A 22,616-nucleotide genomic window follows, 5' to 3' on the forward strand; every position below is an offset into this window, starting at 1 on the left:
TCAGTGCCGTGTTTCGGACAAGTGAGGACGGCGCCCCAGCACCCAGGCCAGCGCTGCGTGCACGGGCAGCAGCAGCACGATCCACTGCACGTTGTACTGCGCCTGCAGGCTCAGCCAGTGCAGCACCAGCGCCGCCACGGCCTGCACCGCCAGCAACCACAGCACGACCCTGAACATGCGGCCCGGCAGGCGCCGGCGCAGCAGCGCGATCGCGCCCGGCAGAAGGAGCAGGGCCAGCGGCGAAAGCAGCAGCAGGTTGCGGTTGGCCCACGCAGCGTAGTGGATGCTGAAGCCCCACAGGAACACCAGCACGCCACCGAACAGGGCGCACAGCAGCCAGAATGGCAGGGCCAGCCCGGCCAGCAGGCGCGGCCGGTTGCGCAGCGCCAGCACGCCGGCGGCGACCAGCAGGCCGCACAGCAGCCAGGGCCACCAGCGGCGTGCCGATTCCTTCGGCTCCGGGGCGATGCGGTGCGGCAGCAGTTCCTGTTCGGACTGCACCAGCGGCCGACCGTCGCTGTTGCGTGCCTGGCGCAGCGCGTCGGCCAGGCGCATCGGCACGAAGGCCTCCTGCCAGCGTGACAGCGGCTGGTCGGCGAACGGCCCCAGACCGACGTCGAAGCCCAGCCACATCCACGGTGCCGGCGAGGCCAGGCGCACCGATTCACTGCGGTAGGTATTACCGCGCGAGCGCCCCGACAGCTGCGACTGCAGTCCGCCACCCAGTGCCTTGTCCACGGTGTCGCGCACCATCGTGGCGCAGTTTGCAGTGTAGTAGTCGTAGTGGTAGCGCGCGTTTTCCGGCTTGGCCCGCTCCGCCAGGTCGGCGGCCAGTGCGCGCGCCTGGTCCGGGCGCAGGTCCAGCCACTGCACGCTGGCGCCGCGGCCGGTCTCGTCGTAGTACGACAGGTCCTGCTGCAGCGGCAGCGCCACCAGGTAATACATCATGTCGCCGCGTGCGAAGCGGCTGATGAAATCGTCCTCGGACGGATCGAAGTAGCCGAAATTGTACGAGGTCGCCTCGCCGCTGACCGGATCAAGGACCACGATGGCGTCATGGCCGAAGCGCTCGAAGAACACCGTGCCCGGCTGCATGGTCACCACGCCGATGCGCGGAGCAGGGGCCTCGGCGCTGGCAGCAGGCGCAGCTGCCACCGGCTGCGCGAATGCGGCCAGTGGCAGGGCCATGGCCAGCACGCACAGTGCCAGCCACACCGCCAGGATCAGGCCGCGGCGCTTCAAGTGTCGTCCTGCGCGTCCGGCGGCAGCACGGTCACGTGGAAGGCCTGCACCCGGCGCGCATCGGCGCGGGCCACGCGGAACATGAAGCGGTCCAGCGCCAGCTCGTCACCGACTTCCGGCAGGTGGCCCACGGCCTCGGTGACCAGGCCACCGATGGTGTCGTAGTCCTCGTCGGAGAAGGTGGCGCCGAAGCGTTCGTTGAAGTCGCCGATCGGGGTCAGCGCGTCGACCACGTACTGGCCGTCGGACTGGATGGCGATCTGCGCCGACGGATCCTCGGCCTCGTCATGCTCGTCGTCGATCTCGCCGACGATCTGTTCCAGCACGTCCTCGATGGTGACCAGGCCGGCGACACCGCCGTACTCGTCGACCACGATGGCCATGTGGTTGCGCGACAGGCGGAACTCCTTCAACAGCACGTTGAGCTTCTTCGCCTCCGGAATCAGCACCGCCGGGCGCAGCAGCTCACGCACGTTGGCCGGACCGTTGTCGGCGACCACGCCGCGCAGCAGGTCCTTGGCCAGCAGGATGCCAAGGATGTCGTCCTTGTTCTCGCCGTGCACCGGGAAGCGCGAATGGCCGGATTCGACCACCTGCTTCATCAGTTCCAGGAAGGGCGCTTCGACCGGCAGCGAGACCATCTGCGAGCGCGAGATCATCACGTCGCCCACGGTCAGCTCGGCCACCGAAATGGCGCCTTCCATCATCTTCAGGGTATCGGCGGCGATCAGGCCCTCTTCCTGCGCGGTGTGCAGGACAGCGACCAGCTCGTCGCGGGTGTGGGGTTCGCCGGAGAAAGCGGAGGTCAGGCGTTCAAGCCAGCCGCGCTTCTTTTCACTGTGCTCCGCAGGGGAGCTACTACTGTCGTCTTCTGACATCTCTGGAAAAAAGGCACCCGGCAGGCCGGGCGTTGGCCCCAGTCTAGCAGGATGTAGCGGCCTGTCAGCGACCGTCGCTGCCGGGTCCGGTGATCGGCGGCGGCGCCAGTTCAGGCCGGGCGGGCGCTTCTTCCTCGGGCAGGTCCAGGCTGTAGGTGCAGCCGGCCAGGGTCTTGCCGGGGTGGGAGGCCACGGTGGAGACGCTGAGGATGATCGACTCGATCTGGGCCTCGCCGCTCTTGGGGTCGGTCACGTCGCGGCTGACCAGCTCGCGGCCGGCCATGAACTTGCCATCCTGGTCGTAGCCGGTCTCCAGCCCCAGCCGCTTGGCCAGCGGGCGCGGGTCGGCCTGGTCGAGGATCGCCATGACGCTGGACCCGGCCACGGCGACCCGCTCGGTGCGGGCGCCGAACACGCTGATCGGCTGGGCCAGCCGGTACTCGCTCATGAACTGGTTGCCCTGCGGCAGGGGCTGCAGGCCCTGGGCGACGGCCTTCAATGGGTCGGCCAGCAGCGGCGCCAGTGCAGCGTGGTCGGCTACGCCCTGGCGGCATTCGATCAGCGCCGGCAGGTCAAGATTGGAGGCGAGGGCCGAAGGCACCGCAAAGGCACACAGCAGGGGCAGGCAGCAGCGCAGGGTCACGGGCAGGTTCCGCGGGCGGGGGCGGCCATCATAACGGCGATGGGCGCGGGGTCTCACTCTCGCGGCGGCGGCTACCGCGGGTCAGCAGGGCGCGTATCGCCATCACCGGCAGGGTGAGCACTACTGCCTTCATCGAGGCGTGGAGGACCGTGAGCAGCCCGCGGGCCACCAGCTGCAGCAGGCCCGGCTGTTCGAACCAAGGCATCAGCGCGGGCTCGGCGGCCTTTGCCAGCGGCAAGTAGGTCGCGCAGAGCACATACAACAGGCAAAGAGAAGCAGTTGACGCATGGAAGAATGGCAGCGTGTCCGCCGAGCGCCGAAGGCGCTGCTGGACCACCACGCGCCAGGCCACCGGCGCGGTGAGCGCGCCAGCCAGCATCAGCAGCAGCGCGCTCGTCACAAGGCCCGCCGTGGTGCTCATTCCGTGCCGCTGTTGCAGCAGGTGGGGCCCGATCACGGCGACCGCCAGGCTGGCAATGACGCACGCCGGAGACAGCAGTGCCAGCGTGCGCAGCAGCCAGTGCTGCCCGCTGGGGTCGCGTGCACTGACGCGGCGTACGGCGCGTGCGCCGAATATCAACAACAAAGCGAGCCCCGCACCGCCGATCAGCAACGTCCCCTGGCCATCCTTGAAGATCATCCCTGTTCTCCCGATATCGGTCGGAGCGAGCATAGCCCTTGGGTCGGCCTCAGCGCTCCCCGGCGTAGGGATCGGCGATGCCGAGCTCGGCCAGGATCTCGCGCTCCAGCTGTTCCATCGCGTCGGCTTCCTTGTCGTCCTCGTGATCCCAGCCGAGCAGGTGCAGCACGCCGTGCACGGTCAGGTGCGCGTAGTGGGCGTTGAGCGCCTTGCCCTGTTCGTCGGCCTCCCGCGCCACCACCGGTGCACAGATCACCAGGTCACCGAGCAGCGGGAACTTCACGCCCTTGGGCAGGCCTTCGGGCACTTCGGCCGGGAAGCTGAGCACGTTGGTGGCGTAGTCCTTGCCGCGGTAATGGCGGTTCAGCGACTGCCCTTCCTTGGCATCGACCACGCGGATGGCCAGGTCGGCTTCGCGGATGCGGCCTTTCAGTGCAGCGGCCACCCATTTGCGGAAACTCACCGCCGCCGGCAGGCCGGTGCGCGGCAGGGCATAACTGACGGCGACGTCCAGTCGCACGGGACCACGGGTCATGGAGTTGCTCCAGGTTGGATCTGATGCAGGTCGCGGCGATCGTAGGCGCTGACGATGCGCGCCACCAGCGGATGACGCACCACGTCGCGGGATTCGAAGAAGGTGAAGCTGACGCCCTCGACCTCGCGCAGCACGTCGATGGCATCGCGCAGGCCGGACTTCACGTGCTTGGGCAGGTCGGTCTGGGTCAGGTCACCGGTGACCACTGCGGTGGAGCCGTAGCCGAGGCGGGTCAGGAACATCTTCATCTGCTCGATGGTGGTGTTCTGTGCTTCGTCCAGGATCACGAAGGCATCGTTGAGCGTGCGGCCACGCATGTAGGCCAGCGGTGCGATCTCGATGACGTTCTTTTCCAGCAGCTTGACCACCTTCTCCACGCCCATCATCTCGTACAGGGCGTCGTACAGCGGTCGCAGGTAGGGATCGACCTTCTGGCTCAGGTCACCGGGCAGGAAGCCCAGCTTCTCGCCGGCTTCCACCGCCGGGCGCACCAGGATCAGGCGCTGCACCCGCGATTCGTTCAGGGCTTCGACCGCGCTGGCCACGGCCAGGAAGGTCTTGCCGGTACCGGCCGGGCCGATGCCGAAGTTGATGTCATGGGTGGCGATCTGGTGCAGGTAGCGGCCCTGGTTGGCACCGCGGCCGCGTACCGTGCCGCGCTTGACCTTGATCGCCACGTCCTGCGCTTCGTAGGAGCGCTCGGCGATCTGCTCGACATTGGCCTGCGCCAGGCGCAGGTGGATGGCGTGGTTGTCGAAGGTGGTCTCGCCGGCTTCGGCGTAGAGCGCCTCGACCAGCTTCTGCGCTTCCACGATGGCCTCGCTGGGGCCGCTGATGCGGAACACGAAGCCACGGTTGGCGATCTCCACGCCGAGCTTCAGCTCGATCTGGCGCAGGTGGCCATCGAAAGGGCCGCACAGGTTGGCCAGCCGCTCGTTGTCTTCCGGCGACAGGGTGAAGTCTCGGTGATCGATGCTTTTCATTGCTCGGGGTGGGGCGGAAGCCTTCCACCGCAGTGTATTCAGGGAGGACAAGGGTAGCGCGCGCACGGGGCGCACGGCCAGCAGGAGGTCGATGCGGGCTTTTCCACACCCGGTGTGGACGGGGGCTGCGGAAACCTGTGGATAGGCCTCTGCGATGCTTGTGCCACAAGCCTCATGAGAGGGTGGTGAAAAAACCGTCACGGCCGCAATGGGGGTGGCACCTGCAGGACGGACGCACCGGGGGAAGGGGCACTTCGCAGTGCTTCGTCGGAAGCTTCGCCGGGCACGTCGGTGTTCTTCGTGATGGCAGCGCAGGTTCCGCTGCCAGGCGTGCAACACGATCCTGCGTCGCCGGTTTTCCACACCGGTTGTGGAATGATGCCGAATCAACCTGTGGACAGGTGGCGTGGAGCCTTGCAGCCCAAGGCCCGCCAGGCCGTGGTGAATAAACCGCCAGGGCTGATCGGAATCATTGAGGGTGCACGCGGTGCATGGCACCGTGGCGCCGTCGCAGGAGGGGATGGCATGGGCATCAGCAACGGGATGCGTGGAATCGGACTGGCAGGCATCGGCCTGCTGGCGGGGTGTGAGCCGTCAACGCCGACTGCGCTGGGCACGCTGGAGTGGGACCGGATCACGGTGCCAGCACCAGCGGCCGAGGTGATCGCTGCGGTGGAGGTGCGCGAGGGCCAGCCGGTCAAGGCCGGCGCTGTATTGATGCAGCTCGACCCGGCGCGCGGCAACGCGCAGTTTGCTGCTGCGCAGGCCGACACGGTGCGTGCGCAGGCGCAACTGGAAGAACTGAAGATTGGCCCGCGCGAGGAACAGATTGCGCAGGCCCAGGCCCAGCTGGCCGCGCTTCGCGCCCAGGCCGTCGAAGCCAGCGCCTACTATCGCCGGGTGCAGCCGCTGGCACGCCAGCAGCTGGTGGCCGCCGCCGAACTGGACCGTGCACGGGCGGCTGCCGGCAATGCCGAGGCCAGCGTGCGTGCCGCCGAGCAGGCCTGGCTGGAACTGGTGCACGGCAGCCGCGCGCAGGACATCGCGCAGGGCCAGGCGGCCGCCGATGCCGCACGGGCGCAGCAGGTGGTGCAGGGGGTGAACCTGCAGAAGCTGCAGCTGCGTGCACCGCGCGATGGCGTGGTCGATGCCTTGCCGTACCGGCAGGGTGACCAGGCGCCGATCGGGGCGCCGCTGGCAGTGATGCTGGTTGGCGAGCGCCCCTATGCGCGCGTTTACCTGCCGCAGCCACTGCGCCTGCAGGTCAAGGTCGGGCAGGCTGCGCAGATACAGCTGGAAGGCGGCAGCACCGTGCTGAAGGGGCACGTGCGTTCGATCCGCAGCGAACCTTCATTCACGCCGTACTACGCACTGACCGGTGATGACGTCGAACGGCTGAGCTACCTGGCCGAGATCGAAGTGGACGCGGCCGCCGACATGCGGACGCTTCCGGCCGGGCTGCCGGTGCAGGTGCGCTTCTGAACACTGGCGCGGACATCGCGGTGCATGCGCAGGGCCTGACGCGCCGCTTCGGCGAACTGTTGGCCGTGGACAACGTCGACCTGACCGTGCCGCGCGGGCAGGTATACGGTTTTCTGGGCCCGAACGGGTCCGGCAAGTCGACCACCATCCGCATGCTGTGCGGCCTGCTGGAACCCAGCGCCGGGCAGATCGAGGTGCTGGGCCTGGCCGTGCCCGAGCAGGCAGAGGCATTGCGCCGACGCATCGGCTACATGACCCAGCGCTTCTCGTTGTATGAAGATCTGTCGGTGCGCGAGAACCTGGAGTTCCTCGCTGCCATCCAGGATCTGCCGCGCAACCAGGCCCGGCAACGGGTCGATGCGCTGCTGCAGCAGTACCGTCTGCAGGACCGGCAGCCGCAGCTGGCCGGTACGCTCAGCGGCGGGCAGAAGCAGCGCCTGGCCCTGGCCGGCGCCGTGGTGCATTCGCCCGAACTGCTGTTCCTGGATGAACCGACCAGCGCGGTCGATCCCGAATCGCGCCGCGATTTCTGGGAGGCCCTGTTCGAGCTGGCCGACGCCGGAACCACGGTGCTGGTGTCGACCCACTACATGGACGAGGCCGAGCGCTGCCACCGGCTGGCGATCCTGGATCGTGGCGCGCTGGTGGCCGATGGCACGCCGGCTGAACTGTGCGCACGATTGGAAGGGCGCACGCTGCAGGTCATCGCGTCGCAGCCGCGGCTGGCAAGCCGCGCGCTGGCCGAGCTGCCCGGGGTGCTGAGCGTGGCGCAGATCGGTACCCATCTGCGCGTGCTGTGCAATGAGGGGGCGGCGGATGTCGCAGTGCTGGGCCGTGCGCTGTCCAGCGCTGACCCGCAGGCCCGTATCGAGACAGTGGCACCGAACCTGGAAGACGTCTTCGTCGCTGCTACCCGCGGCCGGGAGCCGGCGGCATGAACCTGCGCCGGCTCTGGGCGATCATGCTCAAGGAGCTGCGGCAGCTGCGCCGCGACCGCATCACGCTGGCGATGATCGTCGGCATTCCGGTGATGCAGCTGCTGCTGTTCGGCTACGCGATCAATCTCAACCTGCGCCATCTCGACGCCGGTATCGCCGACCAGGCCAACAGTGCGGCGTCACGTGCGCTGGTGCAGGACATGGTGGCCACCGGCGTGATCACGCCGCGCAGCCAGGCCTACACGCCGGCCCAGCTGATGCAGGCGCTGCGCCGTGGCGAGATCAGTGTCGGCATCGTGGTGCCGGCCGACTTCGAGCGTCGCCGCTTCGACGGTCGCGAGGCGGTGCAGGTGCTGGTCGATGGCAGCGACACCGTGGTGCAGAGCGCGGCGATCCAGCTGGCGCAGGTGCCGCTGGATACGCGTCCGGCCAGCAACACGCGTCCGCTGCGCGAAGGCAGCATCGCCAGTGGTGCGGTCAGCGTGACCAGCTTCTACAACCCGCAACGGCGCTCGGCGGTGAACATCGTGCCGGGCCTGATCGGGGTGATCCTGACCATGACCCTGGTGATGTTCACCGCGGTAGCGGTGGTGCGCGAACGCGAGCGTGGCAACATGGAGCTGCTGATCGCCACGCCGGTCTCGCGCAGCGAACTGATGGTCGGCAAGGTGCTGCCCTATGCGGCCATCGGTCTGCTGCAGACCACGCTGGTACTGGTGCTGGGCACCTGGCTGTTCCAGGTGCCGATCCGTGGCAGCCTGCTCGATATCTACCTGGCCGCGGTACTGCTGGTGCTGGCCAACCTGGCGCTGGGCCTGCTGATCTCCACCCGCGCGCGCTCGCAGTTCCAGGCCATGCAGATGACGCTGTTCCTGTTCCTGCCGTCGATCCTGCTGTCGGGTTTCATGTTCCCGTTCGCCGGCATGCCGAGGCCGGTGCAGTGGCTGGCCGAGGTGCTGCCGCTGACCCACTTCCTGCGCCTGGTGCGCGGCATCATGCTGCGCGGCGCCTCGCTGTGGGAGCTGTGGCCGGATGCGCTGGCGCTGCTGGCCTTCATCGTGGTGATGATGACCCTGGCCATCCTGCGTTTCCGCAAACGCCTGGATTAGAGAATGCCGACCAACGGTCGGCATCCACCCCGGTAGGTGCCGACCGTTGGTCGGCACATCTCTCTCCCCTGGTGGGTGCCGGCCGCTGGCCGGCACACCTTATTCCGCCACCACGCGCGCGCGCAGCGAATTGGTCAGCGCTTCGGTGATCACCACATCCACGAACTGGCCGATCAACCGCGCCGGCGCCGGGAAGTTCACCGAACGCATGTTCTCGGTCTTGCCGGTCAGCTCGTTCGGGTTCTTGCGCGAAGGGCCTTCCACCAGCACGGTCTGCACGGTGCCGACCATCTTCTCGGAGATGCTGGCGGCGTGCGCATTGATGCGCTCCTGCAGGCGCGACAGTCGCGCGTGCTTCTCGGCGTCGCTGATCGTGTCTTCCAGGTCCGCGGCCGGCGTACCCGGGCGACGCGAATAGATGAAGGAGAAGCTGTGGTCGAAGCCGATGTCTTCGATCAGCTTCATGGTCTTCTCGAAATCGGCATCGGTCTCGCCGGGGAAGCCGACGATGAAGTCCGAGCTGATCGAGATGTCCGGGCGCACCGCGCGCAGCTTGCGGATCTTCGACTTGAATTCCAGCGCGGTGTAGCCGCGCTTCATCGCCGACAGCACGCGGTCACTGCCGGCCTGTACCGGCAGGTGCAGGAAATTGGCCAGCTGCGGCACGTCGCGGAACGCGTCGATCAGCGAATCGCTGAACTCCAGCGGGTGCGAAGTGGTGAAGCGGATGCGGCCGACGCCATCGATCTCGGCGATGGTGCGGATCAGCAGGCCGAGGTCGGCAAACTCGCCGTCGCCATACGGGCCGCGATACGCGTTGACGTTCTGGCCGAGCAGGTTGATCTCGCGCACGCCCTGCGCGGCCAGCTGCGCTACTTCCACCACCACGTCCTCGAACGGGCGGCTGACTTCGGTACCGCGGGTGTAGGGCACCACGCAGAACGAGCAGTATTTGGAACAGCCTTCCATGATCGACACGAAGGCCGATGCACCTTCGGCACGCGGCTCGGGCAGGCGGTCGAACTTCTCGATCTCGGGGAAGCTGATGTCCACCTGCGGCCGCTTCTGCTCGCGACGTGCACGGATCAGCTCCGGCAGGCGATGCAGGGTCTGCGGGCCGAACACCAGGTCGACGAACGGCGCGCGCTTGATGATCGCTTCGCCTTCCTGCGAGGCGACGCAGCCGCCCACGCCGATGATGACCTCGCGGCCCTTGTTCTTCAGGCCCTTCCACACGCCCAACTGGCTGAACACCTTCTCCTGCGCCTTCTCGCGGATGGAGCAGGTGTTGACCAGGATGACGTCGGCGTCGTCCGGGCTGTCGGTCAGTTCCAGGCCATCGCTGGCGGCAAGCACGTCGGCCATCTTGGCCGAGTCGTACTCGTTCATCTGGCAACCGTGGGTCTTGATGTACAGCTTGCCTTTCACCTGGTCGGGCTTGCGCGGACCAGCGGGCAGGGCAACGAGCGGGGTACCGCCCGGCGTGGCGGGCGGAAAGACGTCTGGCGTCCCGGTCATGGCGCTTAATCCATTCGGGTGGCGGGAAAGCGGGCAATTCTACCCGCATCCCGCGCCAGCCGCCCGGTAGCGCCGGGCCATGCTCGGCGGAACGCCAACGGGGCCGGGCGGTGCGCTCGCGGGGCATGGCCCCGCGCTACCGATATCCCGCGCCACCCGCCGCCATTACGCCGCCGCCAGCTCCGCATCGATCTGCCGCGACCGGTCGAAGGCGGTCATCGCGCTCATCCGGGCGATGTAGTCGGCCGTTGCCGGCGCCGGCTGCACCAGGCCAAAGGCGGTGGTCCAGGCCAGCGCATTGCCCCAGAGAACGTCTGCGGCGCTCATCGTCTCGCCGAGCAGGTAGGGGCCCTGCGCCAGCTGGGCCTCGACCACCTGCAGCACGGTCTCCGCATCGTTGTAAGGCGACATCAGGCGCGGCGGTGGCTCGCGGTGCATCGCCTTGTCGATCATCGCCGGCTCGAAACAGGCACCGTAGAAGGCCATCCAGCGCAGGTAGGGGCCGCGCAGGGCGTCGCCGATCGGCGGCGCCAGCCCGGCTTCCGGGTACAGGTCGGCCAGGTACAGGTAGATCGCCACCTGCTCGGTCACCAGCGCGCCGTTGTGGACGATGGCCGGCACCTTGCCCATCGGGTTGATGGCCAGGTAGGCCGGGGCCAGGTTGGCGCCGGCCTTCAGGTCCAACACCTGCATGCGGTAGTCCGCACCCAGCGCCTCAAGCAGGGCCACCGCGCCGCTCGAGCGCGAACGGGCGGCGTGGTACAGGGTGATCTGGCGTGAGGTCATGGCATTGCTCCTTGCGGTGGGTGGTGAACTGGAGGCCATCCTGAGGCAGTATTGCGGACGACTTCTGTCCTCGATCCTTCATGCGCCATACCGCCCATCGACTGCTGCGCCTGATTGCCCTGCTGCAGGCCCGTCGCCAGTGGTCCGGGGCCGAGCTCGCCGAGCGCATGGGCGTGGACCGGCGCAGCATCCGCCGCGACATCGAGCGCCTGCGCGAGCTGGGCTATCCGGTGCAGGCCTCGTCCGGGGTAGGGGGCGGTTACCAGCTGGGGGCAGGGGCGCCGGTCCTGCCGATGCTGCTGGACGAGGAGGAGGCAACCACCCTGGCCATCGCCCTGCGCGCGGCCTCGGCGACCGTCGCCGGCATCGACGACACCGCGCGCGGCCTGTTGTCCAAGCTCGACCCGCTGGTGCCCAGCCGTCGCCGCCAGCAGGCCGGCGAGGTGCACGCAGCGACGGCCACTTTGTCCGACCTTCCGTCCACCGACGCACGCCTGCTCGGACGGCTGGCCCAGCACTGCCGGCAGGCGTCACGGCTGGCCTTCGAATACCGCAGTGCGCAGGACGCGGTGACCCAGCGCGAGGTCGAGGCGCAGCACCTGGTCAATTACGGGCGGCGCTGGTACCTGCTGGCCTGGGACCTGGGCCGGCAGGACTGGCGTACCCTGCGCGTGGACCGGATGGGCGCGGTGCGCGAATGCGCCGAGCCGGGCATGCACCGCCGTACGCCCGCACCACCGGACGTGATGGTGCGGCAGGCGGTCAGCCAGGCCCCGTTCGCGCTGCAGGCCATCGTCCGCCTGGCCGGCAGCCACGCCGAGCTGGAAGGCCGCATCCCGCCCTGGTGCGGTGTACTCGAGGCCGACGGGCCCGCCCATTGCCTGCTGCGCATGGGCGCCGAGAGCCGCGGCATGATGCTGGCGCAGATCCTCAGCCTGGACCGGGTGCCGGTGGCGTTGTGGACCACGCCGCCGGGCCTGCGCGATGAACTGGCACAGCGCCTGGCCGGATTGGGACAGCTGCTGGCTGTGCCGCCGGTCACAGGCTGAGCCGCGTCGCTTGGCAAGCCCCGGCGAAGCTGGGACACTCGCCGGCATGAAGGGGATACTGGGGACAACGGCGATCATCATCGCTGCGCTGACCGCTGCGCCGGCCAGCGCGGGCACCCTGTTCAAGTGCCAGGGCGCCGACGGTGTCACCAGCTACGTCAGCAAGCGCGTGGCCGGGGCCCGCTGCAGCGCCATCAGCTACAGCCGCGACCTCCGCCCGGCACCGCGCCCGGTGGTGGCCGCGCCGAAGCCGGCGCCGACCACCGTGGCCAGCATCGAGCGCAACCCGGTGGCGGTGGCAGCCAGCGCTGCGGCACCGGCGGTTGCGCCAGCCGCCGTACCCGCGACCCCGGTCGCCTCGCGCAGCGGGCGCATGGTCAGCGGCCAGGTCTATTCCTTCATGAAGGATGGCGTGCGCCACTACACCAGTGCGCGGCCGACCCAGGTGGCCAACCTCGGCCCGGTGCGCACCATCCGCTACAGTTTCATGGAGCGCTGCTACGCCTGCGGCGTCAACCCGCGCGTGGACTTCGGTTCGGTGCGCTTGAACACCACCGCGTTCCAGACCGAGATCACCTCGGCCGCGCGCGAGTTCGGCGTCGACGAAGCCGTGGTGCGCGCCATCATCCACGCCGAGTCGGCCTACAACCCGACCGCGCTCAGCCGCGCTGGCGCGCAGGGCCTGATGCAGCTGATGCCGCCGACCGCGGCCCGTTTCGGGGTCAGTGACTCCTACGATGCCGGGCAGAACATCCGCGGTGGCGTGCAGTATCTTGCGTGGTTGCTGAAGCGCTTCAACGGCGACCTGACCCTGGCTGCCGCCGGCTACAACGCCGGCGAAGGCGCGGTCGACCGCCACGGTGGCGTGCCACCCTACAGCGAGACGCAGTACTACGTGCGCCGGGTCGGGCAGCTGGCCGAGCGTTACCGCACCGCCCTGAGTCACCAGTAGGTGCCGACCGTTGGCCGGCACTCCTTGAACAGGTAGGCGCCGACTGTCAGGCGGCACGCATCTGAAAGAGTTGTTGCAATGCGTTGTGTGGCGCGCGACGGTTCCGCTACACTCGCCCATGATTCAATGCGGCTCTGGCCCCCACCGGATCCGCTGGCAGCCTTAAAGCTACCTAATCAATATCGGAGTGCCGGATGGCCAACGATGGGGTACACGATCCAGTCAACACCGGACGTCGGCGTTTTCTTTCTGCCACCACAGCCGTGGTGGGCGCCGTCGGCGTCGGATTCACCGCAGTTCCTTTCATCAAATCCTGGAACCCCAGTGCCCGCGCCAAGCTTGCCGGCGCACCGGTGGTGGCCGACATCAGCGCGCTGCAGGAAGGCCAACGCCTGATCGTGGAATGGCGTGGCCAGCCGATCTGGATCGTCAAGCGGTCCAAGGCGATCCTCGATGCGCTGCACGGGCTGGATGGCCGCCTCAAGGACCCCGAGTCCGGCGAGAAGGACCAGCAGCCGGACTACGTGCTGAAGCAGAACCCCGAGCTGCGCTCGATCAAGCCGGACATCTCCGTGCTGGTCGGCCTGTGCACGCACCTGGGCTGCTCACCGGAAATGGTCGCCGAGATCCGGCCCGAACCCTATGACCCGCAGTGGAAGGGCGGCTACTTCTGCCCCTGCCACAAGTCGCGCTTCGACATGTCCGGCCGCGTCTTCAAGGACGTGCCGGCGCCGATCAACCTGAAGGTGCCCGCGCACCACTACCAGGACGACAACACCATCATCATCGGTGTCGATCCGCAGGGGGCTGCCTGATGTCCAATATCCTCAGCCGTACCGCCAGCGGCGTGGCCGACTGGGTCAATGCCCGCGCGCCGGGCCTGATGCCGGTCTACCGCAAGCACGTCACCGAGTACTACGCGCCGAAGAACTTCAACATCTGGTACTACTTCGGTTCGCTGGCGCTGCTGGTGCTGGTCAACCAGATCGTCACCGGCATCTTCCTGACGATGCACTACAAGACCAGCGCCGCCGAGGCGTTCGGCTCCATCGAATACATCATGCGCGATGTGGAGTGGGGCTGGCTGATCCGCTACATGCACTCCACCGGTGCCTCGCTGTTCTTCATCGTGGTCTACCTGCACATGTTCCGCGGCCTGCTGTATGGCAGCTACCAGAAACCGCGCGAGCTGGTGTGGATCCTGGGCATGCTGATCTACCTGGTGCTGATGGCCGAAGCCTTCATGGGCTACGTGCTGCCCTGGGGCCAGATGTCGTTCTGGGGCGCCAAGGTGATCATCTCGCTGTTCGGCGCGATACCGGTGATCGGCAACGGCCTGACCGAATGGATCATGGGTGACTACCTGCCCAGTGACGCCACGCTCAACCGCTTCTTCGCGCTGCACGTCATCGCCCTGCCGCTGGTACTGCTGCTGCTGGTGGTGCTGCACCTGGGCGCGCTGCACGAAGTGGGGTCGAACAACCCGGACGGCGTGGAGATCAAGAAGGGGCCGAAGGGCAACCGCTGGTCGCCGAACGCCCCGGCCGACGGCATTCCATTCCACCCGTACTACACGCTCAAGGATGGCGTCGGCGCTGGATTCCTGCTGATCATCGCCGCCTTCATCATCTTCTTCGCGCCCGGTTTCGGCGGCCTGTTCCTGGAGCACGACAATTTCACCGAGGCTAATCGCCTGGTGACGCCGGAGCACATCAAGCCGGTCTGGTACTACACCCCGTACTACGCGATGTTGCGCGTGGTGCCGAACAAGCTGGGCGGCGTGCTGGTGATGTTCTCGGCCATCGCGATCCTGTTCCTGGTGCCGTGGCTGGACAAGGCCCGGGTGAAGTCGGTGCGCTATCGCGGCTGGATCTCGAAGGTGATGCTGGGCGTGCTGGCGGTGTGCTTCGTGTGGCTGGGCGTGATTGGGTCCGGCCCGGGCACCGACGTGCACGAAACCTACATCGGGCGGGTGCTGACCTTCCTGTACTTCGCGTTCTTCATCACCATGCCGCTATGGACAAGGTTGGACAAGGCCAAGCCGGTACCGGAGAGGGTGACCACGCATGACTGAGCGCTGGATGGTCCGGCTGGCCCTGGCGGCCACCCTGATGCTGGGCAGTTTCCTGGCCTCCGCCGCCGAGGGCGGCACCAAGCTGCTGCAGGCCGGCAACGATCTCGGTGACCGCGCCTCGCTGCAACGCGGCGCGCAGCTTTACATGAACTACTGCTCCAGCTGCCATGCGCTGAAATACCTGCGCTATTCGCGGATGGCGCAGGACCTGGGCCTGACCGAAGAAGAGGTGATGAACAACCTCAACTTCACCGGCTCGGCGATCGGCGATCCGATCCCGGTGGCGATGCCCAAGGAGAACGCCGAGAAGTGGTTCGGCAAGATGCCGCCGGACCTCAGCCTGATCGCGCGGGTTCGAGGCAGCGACTGGGTCTACACCTATCTCAAGTCGTTCTACCTGGACAGCAGCCGGCCGCTGGGCTGGAACAATGCATTGTTTGCCAATGCCTCCATGCCCAACCCGTTGTGGGAGATGCAGGGGCTGCAGCATGCCGTGCATGGCAAGCCCGAGGCCCCCGGCATGGACCCGCCGGTGACCGGCCTGCGCATCGAAACGCCCGGTTCGGTGGATGCCGGCCAGTACGACCAGGCCGTGCGGGACATCACCAACTTCCTCGAATACGCCGGTGAACCGGCCGCGCTCAAGCGCCAGCAGCTGGGCGTGTGGGTGATCCTGTTCCTGGCGCTGCTGACCTTCCTGCTGTACCTGTTGAAGAAGGAATACTGGAAGGACGTCCACTGATTCTGCCGCCGGCCATTGCACGGGCCTATTGGCTTTTGTGATGGTCGGTTGCACACTCGGGGAGGAGTCGACCGCTGGCACGGTGCCGGCGGCGCCGATGCGGCAGGCGGTCTCCTGTCGTGGGAGAGCCTTTGATGGCGGCGAGCGTACGCATGCGCAATACACTGACGCTGTTTTCCTCGAACGACGACGTACTGTGCCACCGTGTACGGTTGGTGCTGGCGGCCAAGGGGGTCACCTTCGACTTCGTTCCGGTCGATCCGCAGAACCCGCCTGAAGACCTGATCGATCTCAATCCATACCACTCGGTACCGACCCTGGTCGAGCGCGAGCTGGTGCTGTACGCCGCATCGGTGGTCAGCGAGTACCTGGATGAGCGCTATCCGCATCCGCCGCTGATGCCGGTCGATCCGCTCTCGCGTGCACGCATCCGCCTGGCGATGCTGCGCATCGAGCACGACTGGGTGCCGCAGGTACAGGCCATCCAGCTGGGCAACAAGACCCAGGCCGAGGCCGGCCGCAAGCGCCTGAAGGAACTGCTGACCGCCTCGCTGCCGCTGTTCAAGGCCAGCAAGTTCTTCCTCAACCCGGAAATGAGCCTGGCCGACTGCGCGATGGCGCCGATCATCTGGCGCCTGCAATCGCTGGACGTGCCGCTTCCGAAGGACGGCAAGGCGATCGAGGACTATGGCAACCGCATCTTCCGCCACCCGGGTTTCGTCCGCAGCCTGACCGACCAGGAAAAGAAGCTGCGCGATCTCCCGGTCTGACCTGGCCCTGCGCAACCCGTCTGCACACCGACCGGCGTGCAGGCGATCCGCCCCGGCGGGGCGCCGGGCGCGTACACTTCACGCATGACCGAAGACTTCTTCCACATGACCAGCCACCGCCCGTACCTGCTGCGGGCGCTGGTGGAATGGATCAATGACAACCAGCTGACCCCGCACATCCTGGTCGACGCCGGCGTCCCCGGCGTGCAGGTCCCGCCTTCGGCGGTCAAGGATGGCCGGGTCGTGCTCAACATCGCCGAACGTGCCGTCGTGCGGCTGATGATCGACAACGAAATGGTGAGCTTCTCGGCCCGCTTCTCCGGCACCAGCTACCCGGTGCAGGTGCCGATCAGCGCCGTGCTGGCTGTCTATGCCCGCGAGACCGGGCAGGGCATGGCGCTGCCGGATGACATTCCGGGCAATGAGACCGCACCGACCAGCGAGGAACTGCTGCACGAGGAAGGCACGCCGCCGGACGATACGCCGCCGGCCAGCCCGCCGCCGAAGGGCCGCCCGAACCTGCGCGTGGTCAAGTAACCGTTCCGACGCCGCCCCGATGGGCGGCGTTTTTCCTTGCAGGATTTACCGGTGGGTGCCGACCGTTGGTCGGCACACCTCCAGCCCCTACACATCCTCGGCATCCTCCACATCCGGCCGGATCTGGCTGATCCGCGCGGCACCGGGGCCGGTGAACGAGATCAGCTGGTCGCCACGCAGCACCATGCGGCCCACGTGGCGATCGATGCCATCGTAGGAATACTCGAACTTGAAGGTGCGCTCGAAACCGAGCCGTCCATCCTCGCCACGCGACAGTCGCAGGCCGGTGGCGTGCACCGCCTGGTCCAGCCACTGCACATCGGCGGCGCGGCAGGCATTGCGGCCCAGCTCGACCGCGCGCTCGGCGGCCGAGCGTGCGGCATTCCAGAAGAAGTAGATGATTCCGCCGGCAATCAGCAACAGCAGCAGGGTGGGCATGGCTTCAGCCGTCAGAGGTCGATCCGGCAAAGATGGCGGCGAACGCGCGCTGGATCAAGCGCTGCATTCACCGCCGCGGCGGCGGTAGGCCAGGCGCCGGCTGCGCGGGCGCGATGGCCGGTTGCGGCGCAGGAGCGGTCTGCATCGGCGTGGCAGTGGGCGAAGGCATCACCAATGGTGCGGCCGCAGTCAGCTGCAGCAGCGCCGCCCAGTCCTGGCGGTTGAAGCTGCATTCGTCCTCGCGGCCCGGCGTGCAGCTGGGGTCGATGCCGGTGCTGTTGCGTTCGCGCGCCGGCGGCAGCTTGATCAATCCGGTGCGCTCCAGCGGCAGCAGCCGCATCGCCACGGTGTTCATCACGTTGCCACCGACCAGGTACAGGGTCTGGTCGCCGCCAAGATTGGCGGCCACCACCACTTCGCAATGCGATTTCCAGTGGCCCACCGAGCCATTGCCCAGTGCCTGCACCAGCCCGCTGTAGCTGAGCGTGCTGCTGCGGTCGCGCAGGAAGCACAGCAGATCGCCGGGTGCGGGTTTGGCCGTGGCCGGGTCGACCAGGCGGTAGGGCACGCCCGAGGGCCCGCCCTGGTACGCAGCGCGGATATAGTCAATGTGGCGTGGCGAGGTATTGAAGCCGGGCACGCCGGCCCGCACCATCACCCAGGAAATGAACGCCGCCGACCATGGGTTGTCGACCAGGAAGGCGCGGCAATCGCTGTCGGTGTAACGCGTGCCCAGTGGTGCCAGGCAGCTGCTGGCACCCGCGATGCTGCCCATTGCGTTGAGCGTGCCGCTGTCGCGCCAATAGCCGGCAACGCGCTGCCAGGCGATCAGGCCGTTGTCGGCCAGGTGTTCGTTCTCGGCCTCGGTGACGCTGAGGCTCGCCGCGCGGCCATCACGATCGATGAAAGGCCGGAACCAGAGCCGGTGTTCGTTGCAGGCGGTATTGCGGATGGCCACCGCCAACGGGCTCAGGCCGAAGCGGGGCGGCACATCGCAGGCTTCGGCAGCCGCTGCGGACAAGGGGGCTGCCGCGAGCAGCAGGCAGGCAGGCAAGAGCATCCGGCGCATGCACGGTTCCTGTGGGGGATGCCCGCAGCGTCGCAGAGGACGGCGTGGCCGAGCCGTGAAGGCCTCCGAACCGGTAGCGCCGGGCCATGCCCGGCGAGCGAAGCGGTAGCCCGGCTCATCGCGCGCGCAACGCGCGGGTTGCACCTTGGGAGGGCTCCGGAAAGCAGCCAAGCATGGGCTCGGCTCCACAAGGTCTTGCAGGCTTCAGCCCGGCGGCGGGCCGAGCTTCAGCGACAGATCGATGGCCTGCACGTGCTTGGTCAGGCCGCCGATGGAGATGCAGTCCACGCCATCCTCGGCGATCGAGCGCAGGCCGCCCAGGCCGACGCTGCCAGACACTTCCAGCGGAATGCGGCCGGCGGTGATGCGTACCGCCTCGCGGCGCAGGTCGGGGCTGAAGTCGTCCAGCAGGATGCGCTCGCAACCGGCTTCGAGGGCCTGGCGCAGTTGTGTCAGGTCCTCCACTTCCACCACCAGCGGCAGCGCGGGCCACTGCCGGCGTGCGCCTGCCACGGCGGCAGCCAGCGAGCCGGCGGCGCGGATGTGGTTTTCCTTCAGCATCACCGTGTCGTACAGGCCGAAGCGATGGTTGTCGCCGCCGCCGCAGCGCACGGCGTACTTCTGCGCCAGGCGCAGGCCGGGCAGGGTCTTGCGGGTGTCGAGGATGCGCGTGCCGGTACCGGCCACGGCGGCCACATAGCGGGAAGTGGTGGTGGCGGTGCCGGACAGCGTCTGCAGGAAATTGAGCGAGGTGCGCTCGGCGCTGACCAGGCTGCGACTGCGTCCGTGCAGCAGGGCCAGCACGGTGCCTGCGGTGACCGCGTCGCCTTCGGAAACACGCCATTCGATGCGCACGTCCGGGTCGAGCGCGCGGTGGGTGGCATCGAACCAGGGGCGACCGGCGATCACCCCGTCCTGCTTGCACAGCAGGTAGGCGCTGTCGGCCTGGTCGGGCAGCAGGGCGGCGGTAACGTCACCGCTGCCCAGGTCCTCGGCCAGTGCACGCGCGACATCGGCGGCGACAACGGCCGCATCCGGCGTCGGCAGCGTGCTCATGCGGCCGGGAAGTCGGTGATCTGGGCGGTCGGGATGGCTTCCTCGGCCAGCAGCACCGGGATGCCGTCGTCAACGCGGAACACCTGCTTGCGGTCGCGGGTAACCAGCGCTTCGCGCAGCGGCTGCGCCAGCGGGTTGCCATCGGCCTTGTTCACTGCGCCGGCGGAAATGGCCTTGTTGAGGGCTTCCAGGCCCTTGCCATCCAGCAGGGACAGGGGCTGGCGGGTGTCCGGCGACACCAGCAGGTCGAGCAGCTTGCGATCCATGGTTCTTCGTCTTGCGTGGAAGATGGCTAGAATACGTCTTTAAGGCAGGTGACGGCCAATGACCCCCAACCCGATCGCGCCGCTTGTCGGCATCGTCATGGGTTCCCGTTCCGACTGGGAAACCATGCAGCACGCCGCCCAGAAGCTTGAAGCCCTGGGTGTTCCGTTCGAAGTGAAGGTGGTGTCCGCGCATCGGACGCCGGATGTGTTGTTCAGTTACGCCGAGCAGGCGGGCCCGCGTGGTCTGCGCGCCATCATCGCCGGTGCCGGCGGGGCCGCGCACCTGCCGGGCATGATCGCCGCCAAGACCGCCGTGCCGGTGCTGGGCGTGCCGGTGCAGTCCAAGGCCCTCAACGGCATGGATTCGCTGCTGTCGATCGTGCAGATGCCGGCCGGCATCCCGGTCGCCACCTTCGCCATCGGCAATGCCGGCGCCTCCAATGCGGCGCTGTTCGCCGCCGCGATGCTGGGCAGCGACCAGCCGGCGATCGGCCAGGCGCTCGACGCGTTCCGCGCACGCCAGACCGAAGACGTGATGGCCCACGACGATCCGCGCCAATGAGCCTGACCGTCGGCATCCTGGGCGGCGGCCAGCTCGCCCGCATGATGGTCCTGGCCGGTGCGCCGCTGGGGCTGCGTTTCGAGCTGTACGACCCGGCCGCCGATGCCTGCAGCGGCCCGCTGGCACCGCTCACCGTCGGCGCCTTCGATGACCGCCAGGCGCTGGCGGACTTCGCCGCCAAGGTCGATGTGGTCACCTTCGATTTCGAGAACGTGCCTGCAGACAGTGCACAGTTCCTGGCCGACCGCGTGCCGGTCTATCCGCCGCCGGCCGCACTGGCCGTGGCCCAGGACCGGTTGAGCGAGAAGACCCTGTTCCAGAAGCTGGGCATCCCGCTGCCGGCCTTCGCCGACATCCGCAGCCGTGACGAGCTGGCGGCGAAGGCTGCCGAGTTCGGCCTGCCCTGCATCCTCAAGACCCGCCGCCTGGGCTATGACGGCAAGGGCCAGTTCCGCCTGCGCAGCGAAGCCGACATCGACGCCGCGTGGGATGCGCTGGGCACGCAGGTCGAGCGCACCGGCCTGATCCTGGAAGGCTTCGTGGCCTTCCAGCGCGAGGTCAGCGTGGTTGCCGTGCGCGGCCGCGATGGCAGCTTCGAGGCCTGGCCGGTCACCGGCAACTGGCACGTCGACGGCGTGCTGTCGGCCAGCGTGGCACCGGCCGTGCTGGCCGACGCCGAACAGCAGGCCGCGATCGGCTATGCCCGTCGTGTCGCCGAGCACCTGCAGTACGTCGGCGTGTTCGCGCTGGAACTGTTCTGCCGCGATGGCGAACTGCTGGCCAACGAGATGGCGCCGCGCGTGCACAACTCCGGCCACTGGACCATCGAAGGCAGCGAGACCTCGCAGTTCGAGAACCATCTGCGTGCCGGGCTGGGCCTGCCCCTGGGCAGCACCCGCATGCTCGGCCACGCCTGCATGCTGAACTGGCTGGGCAAGATGCCCGACCCGTTGCCGGTGCTTGCCCAGGCCAGTGGCCACTGGCATGACTACGGCAAGGAGCCGCGCGAAGGCCGCAAGGTCGGCCATGCCACATTGCGCGATGACGATGCCGCTGCCCTGGCCGACGCGCTGGACCAGGTGGGTCTGGAGCTGGACCGCCAGGCCCAGGTGGCGCCGGCGGTACACGCGCTGCGCAGCCGCTGAGCCGGGCGTGCCGGCCAATGGCCGGCACAACCCCGTGTGCCTGCAACGGTGTGGCGCGCCGGTGCAGGCATCGGCGCAGCATTCCCGGTGGTAGCGTGGAGCTCCTTTCACAGGAGTCACCCTCATGCTCGACTGGAATACCTACCGCAAGGAGCTGAAGGGCCGCATCGGCGAGATCGGCAAGCTCTCGCCGGATACGGTCAAGGGTTATGCCACGCTGGCCAATGCGGGCGCGCAGACCAACCATCTTGATGCCAAGACCCGCGAGCTGATCGCGCTGGCAGTGGCAGTGACCACCCGCTGCGACGGCTGCATCACCGTGCATGTGGACGCGGCGCTGAAACATGGTGCCAGCCGCGAGGAAATCGCCGAAGCATTGGGCGTGGCGGTGTCGCTCAACGCCGGCGCGGCGCTGGTGTACTCGGCGCGGGTGATGGACGCCGTGGCTGCACACGAGAACGCGTGATGCCACCGTGCCGCCGGGCATGGCCCGGCGTTACCGCGAGGGTGGGGTAGCGACGGGCCATGCCCGGCGGATGTCCTCAGCGCAGCTGGCTCTCGGCGAATTCCCAGTTCACCATCTGCCAGAACGCGTCCAGGTAACGCGCGCGGTCATTCTGGTAGTCGGTGTAGTAAGCGTGCTCCCAGACGTCGCAGCAAAGCAGTGGCGTGCTTTCACCGGTCAGTGGCGTGCCGGCGTTGCGGGTGGCCTGGATGCCCAGCTGGCCACCCGGGTGCTGCACGAGCCACACCCAGCCCGAGCCGAACAGGCCCAGCGCGGTGCGGTTGAACTCCTCGCGCAGGCGCTGTGCGTCACCGAACTGGCGCTTCACCAGCTCGCCCAGCCGGCCCTGCGGTTCGCCGCCGCCGCGCGGGCGCAGGCACTGCCAGTAGAAACCATGGTTCCAGGCCTGGGCGGAGGCATCGAACAGCGAGCCCTGGGCGTGGCGCACGATCTCTTCCAGTGACGCTTCCTCCCACTCGGTGCCGAGGATGCCGGCGTTGACGGCATCCACATAGGCGCGATGGTGGTGGCCGTGATGCAGTTCCACGGTCTGTGCGGACAGGTGTGGCTGCAGGGAGCCGGGAAGGTAGGGCAGGGCGGGCAATTCGACGGGCATGGACAGGTTCGTGGCCAAGGGGACGGCGGCAGCCGGTTCCATCCGCTTACAATGGCGGCTACCGTGGGCAGTCTAGCCGAC

At 67.9% G+C, this 22,616-nt stretch carries 26 protein-coding genes; 13 read left to right on the forward strand and 13 right to left on the reverse strand.

Features of this window, described 5'->3' with window-relative positions; all coding sequences use genetic code 11:
- From ACYKG1_RS07320 to ACYKG1_RS07345, 6 genes are all read right to left on the reverse strand, one after another.
- Positions 1–1,242 carry a lipoprotein N-acyltransferase Lnb domain-containing protein gene (locus ACYKG1_RS07320; protein ID WP_478472256.1) on the reverse strand — a complete coding sequence of 414 codons (1,242 nt, stop codon included), beginning with the start codon at positions 1,240–1,242 and terminating at the stop codon, positions 1–3.
- On the reverse strand, positions 1,239–2,120 hold the full coding sequence (locus ACYKG1_RS07325) for an HlyC/CorC family transporter (RefSeq protein WP_100471821.1): 882 nt from the start codon (positions 2,118–2,120) through the stop codon (positions 1,239–1,241). The genes ACYKG1_RS07320 and ACYKG1_RS07325 overlap by 4 nt, the downstream gene beginning before the upstream one ends.
- Positions 2,121–2,184: 64 nt before the next feature.
- Positions 2,185–2,763 (reverse strand): hypothetical protein, encoded by a 579-nt coding sequence (locus tag ACYKG1_RS07330; protein WP_478472257.1) that lies wholly within the window; start codon positions 2,761–2,763, stop codon positions 2,185–2,187.
- A gap of 28 nt (positions 2,764–2,791) precedes the next feature.
- Positions 2,792–3,403 (reverse strand): hypothetical protein, encoded by a 612-nt coding sequence (locus ACYKG1_RS07335; RefSeq protein ID WP_478472258.1) that lies wholly within the window; start codon positions 3,401–3,403, stop codon positions 2,792–2,794.
- A 49-nt stretch (positions 3,404–3,452) separates the two neighbouring features.
- Complete coding sequence (gene ybeY / locus ACYKG1_RS07340) at positions 3,453–3,938, reverse strand: rRNA maturation RNase YbeY (protein WP_014036587.1); 486 nt, start codon at positions 3,936–3,938, stop codon at positions 3,453–3,455.
- Entirely contained in the window at positions 3,935–4,921 is a 987-nt protein-coding gene (locus tag ACYKG1_RS07345) for a PhoH family protein (RefSeq protein WP_100471824.1), read from the reverse strand. Before ACYKG1_RS07345 ends, ybeY begins: the two co-directional genes overlap by 4 nt.
- A 525-nt stretch (positions 4,922–5,446) precedes the next feature.
- On the opposite strand from ACYKG1_RS07345, the gene ACYKG1_RS07350 reads away from it, so the two are divergent.
- From ACYKG1_RS07350 to ACYKG1_RS07360, 3 genes are read left to right on the forward strand one after another with little or no spacing between them, the layout of a single operon-like run.
- The gene (locus tag ACYKG1_RS07350) at positions 5,447–6,403 is read left to right on the forward strand and encodes an HlyD family secretion protein (protein ID WP_478472260.1); all 957 of its coding nucleotides are present in this window, start codon (positions 5,447–5,449) and stop codon (positions 6,401–6,403) included.
- 20 nt (positions 6,404–6,423) lie between these two features.
- On the forward strand, positions 6,424–7,341 hold the full coding sequence (locus ACYKG1_RS07355; protein ID WP_478472261.1) for an ABC transporter ATP-binding protein: 918 nt from the start codon (positions 6,424–6,426) through the stop codon (positions 7,339–7,341).
- Positions 7,338–8,450: an ABC transporter permease gene (locus ACYKG1_RS07360; protein WP_478472262.1), complete on the forward strand. Its 1,113-nt coding sequence runs from the start codon at positions 7,338–7,340 to the stop codon at positions 8,448–8,450. Before ACYKG1_RS07355 ends, ACYKG1_RS07360 begins: the two co-directional genes overlap by 4 nt.
- A 99-nt stretch (positions 8,451–8,549) precedes the next feature.
- Here the strand turns inward: ACYKG1_RS07360 and miaB are convergent, their stop codons facing one another.
- Together miaB and ACYKG1_RS07370 are read right to left on the reverse strand one after the other, a co-directional pair.
- Positions 8,550–9,968, reverse strand: a complete 1,419-nt coding sequence (gene miaB, locus ACYKG1_RS07365; RefSeq protein WP_049435924.1) for a tRNA (N6-isopentenyl adenosine(37)-C2)-methylthiotransferase MiaB — start codon at positions 9,966–9,968, stop codon at positions 8,550–8,552.
- A 165-nt stretch (positions 9,969–10,133) separates the two neighbouring features.
- Positions 10,134–10,754, reverse strand: coding sequence for a glutathione S-transferase family protein (locus ACYKG1_RS07370; protein ID WP_049414878.1), 621 nt, complete (start codon positions 10,752–10,754; stop codon positions 10,134–10,136).
- 80 nt (positions 10,755–10,834) lie between these two features.
- Between ACYKG1_RS07370 and ACYKG1_RS07375 the strand changes: the two genes are divergently transcribed.
- From ACYKG1_RS07375 to ACYKG1_RS07405, 7 genes are all read left to right on the forward strand, one after another.
- A complete protein-coding gene (locus ACYKG1_RS07375) occupies positions 10,835–11,803 on the forward strand; it encodes a helix-turn-helix transcriptional regulator (protein WP_100471828.1) in 969 nt (322 codons plus the stop codon).
- 46 nt (positions 11,804–11,849) lie between these two features.
- Positions 11,850–12,755, forward strand: a complete 906-nt coding sequence (locus tag ACYKG1_RS07380) for a lytic transglycosylase domain-containing protein (RefSeq protein ID WP_478472263.1) — start codon at positions 11,850–11,852, stop codon at positions 12,753–12,755.
- A 194-nt stretch (positions 12,756–12,949) separates the two neighbouring features.
- Positions 12,950–13,570, forward strand: coding sequence for a ubiquinol-cytochrome c reductase iron-sulfur subunit (gene petA / locus ACYKG1_RS07385; protein ID WP_004151998.1), 621 nt, complete (start codon positions 12,950–12,952; stop codon positions 13,568–13,570).
- Positions 13,570–14,829 (forward strand): cytochrome b, encoded by a 1,260-nt coding sequence (locus ACYKG1_RS07390; RefSeq protein ID WP_262227113.1) that lies wholly within the window; start codon positions 13,570–13,572, stop codon positions 14,827–14,829. The genes petA and ACYKG1_RS07390 overlap by 1 nt, the downstream gene beginning before the upstream one ends.
- On the forward strand, positions 14,822–15,571 hold the full coding sequence (locus ACYKG1_RS07395) for a cytochrome c1 (protein WP_100471831.1): 750 nt from the start codon (positions 14,822–14,824) through the stop codon (positions 15,569–15,571). The genes ACYKG1_RS07390 and ACYKG1_RS07395 overlap by 8 nt, the downstream gene beginning before the upstream one ends.
- 134 nt (positions 15,572–15,705) lie before the next feature.
- Positions 15,706–16,341, forward strand: a complete 636-nt coding sequence (locus ACYKG1_RS07400) for a glutathione S-transferase N-terminal domain-containing protein (protein ID WP_005408842.1) — start codon at positions 15,706–15,708, stop codon at positions 16,339–16,341.
- Between the two features lie 84 nt (positions 16,342–16,425).
- Positions 16,426–16,878, forward strand: a complete 453-nt coding sequence (locus tag ACYKG1_RS07405) for a ClpXP protease specificity-enhancing factor (RefSeq protein WP_100471832.1) — start codon at positions 16,426–16,428, stop codon at positions 16,876–16,878.
- Between the two features lie 87 nt (positions 16,879–16,965).
- On the opposite strand, the gene ACYKG1_RS07410 is transcribed toward ACYKG1_RS07405, so the two are convergent.
- The 4 genes from ACYKG1_RS07410 to ACYKG1_RS07425 all read right to left on the reverse strand — a co-directional run bounded on the left by ACYKG1_RS07410 (position 16,966) and on the right by ACYKG1_RS07425 (position 19,707).
- On the reverse strand, positions 16,966–17,316 hold the full coding sequence (locus ACYKG1_RS07410) for a DUF3301 domain-containing protein (RefSeq protein ID WP_005415950.1): 351 nt from the start codon (positions 17,314–17,316) through the stop codon (positions 16,966–16,968).
- A 67-nt stretch (positions 17,317–17,383) separates the two neighbouring features.
- A complete protein-coding gene (locus ACYKG1_RS07415; RefSeq protein ID WP_262084460.1) occupies positions 17,384–18,385 on the reverse strand; it encodes a DUF2272 domain-containing protein in 1,002 nt (333 codons plus the stop codon).
- A gap of 204 nt (positions 18,386–18,589) precedes the next feature.
- Positions 18,590–19,441, reverse strand: a complete 852-nt coding sequence (gene nadC, locus ACYKG1_RS07420) for a carboxylating nicotinate-nucleotide diphosphorylase (RefSeq protein ID WP_478472265.1) — start codon at positions 19,439–19,441, stop codon at positions 18,590–18,592.
- Positions 19,438–19,707 carry a Trm112 family protein gene (locus ACYKG1_RS07425; RefSeq protein ID WP_049432560.1) on the reverse strand — a complete coding sequence of 90 codons (270 nt, stop codon included), beginning with the start codon at positions 19,705–19,707 and terminating at the stop codon, positions 19,438–19,440. Before ACYKG1_RS07425 ends, nadC begins: the two co-directional genes overlap by 4 nt.
- A gap of 58 nt (positions 19,708–19,765) precedes the next feature.
- Between ACYKG1_RS07425 and purE the strand changes: the two genes are divergently transcribed.
- The 3 genes from purE (at position 19,766) to ACYKG1_RS07440 (ending at position 21,880) form a co-directional block, all read left to right on the forward strand.
- Positions 19,766–20,269: a 5-(carboxyamino)imidazole ribonucleotide mutase gene (gene purE, locus ACYKG1_RS07430; RefSeq protein WP_100471835.1), complete on the forward strand. Its 504-nt coding sequence runs from the start codon at positions 19,766–19,768 to the stop codon at positions 20,267–20,269.
- On the forward strand, positions 20,266–21,414 hold the full coding sequence (locus ACYKG1_RS07435) for a 5-(carboxyamino)imidazole ribonucleotide synthase (protein WP_478472267.1): 1,149 nt from the start codon (positions 20,266–20,268) through the stop codon (positions 21,412–21,414). The genes purE and ACYKG1_RS07435 overlap by 4 nt, the downstream gene beginning before the upstream one ends.
- A gap of 124 nt (positions 21,415–21,538) precedes the next feature.
- Positions 21,539–21,880, forward strand: coding sequence for a carboxymuconolactone decarboxylase family protein (locus ACYKG1_RS07440; RefSeq protein ID WP_100471837.1), 342 nt, complete (start codon positions 21,539–21,541; stop codon positions 21,878–21,880).
- 76 nt (positions 21,881–21,956) lie between these two features.
- Here the strand turns inward: ACYKG1_RS07440 and ACYKG1_RS07445 are convergent, their stop codons facing one another.
- The gene (locus ACYKG1_RS07445; RefSeq protein WP_478472269.1) at positions 21,957–22,535 is read right to left on the reverse strand and encodes a superoxide dismutase; all 579 of its coding nucleotides are present in this window, start codon (positions 22,533–22,535) and stop codon (positions 21,957–21,959) included.
- Positions 22,536–22,616 lie beyond the last annotated feature (81 nt).

The organism is Stenotrophomonas sp. 85239_Sma, assembly GCF_056481725.1.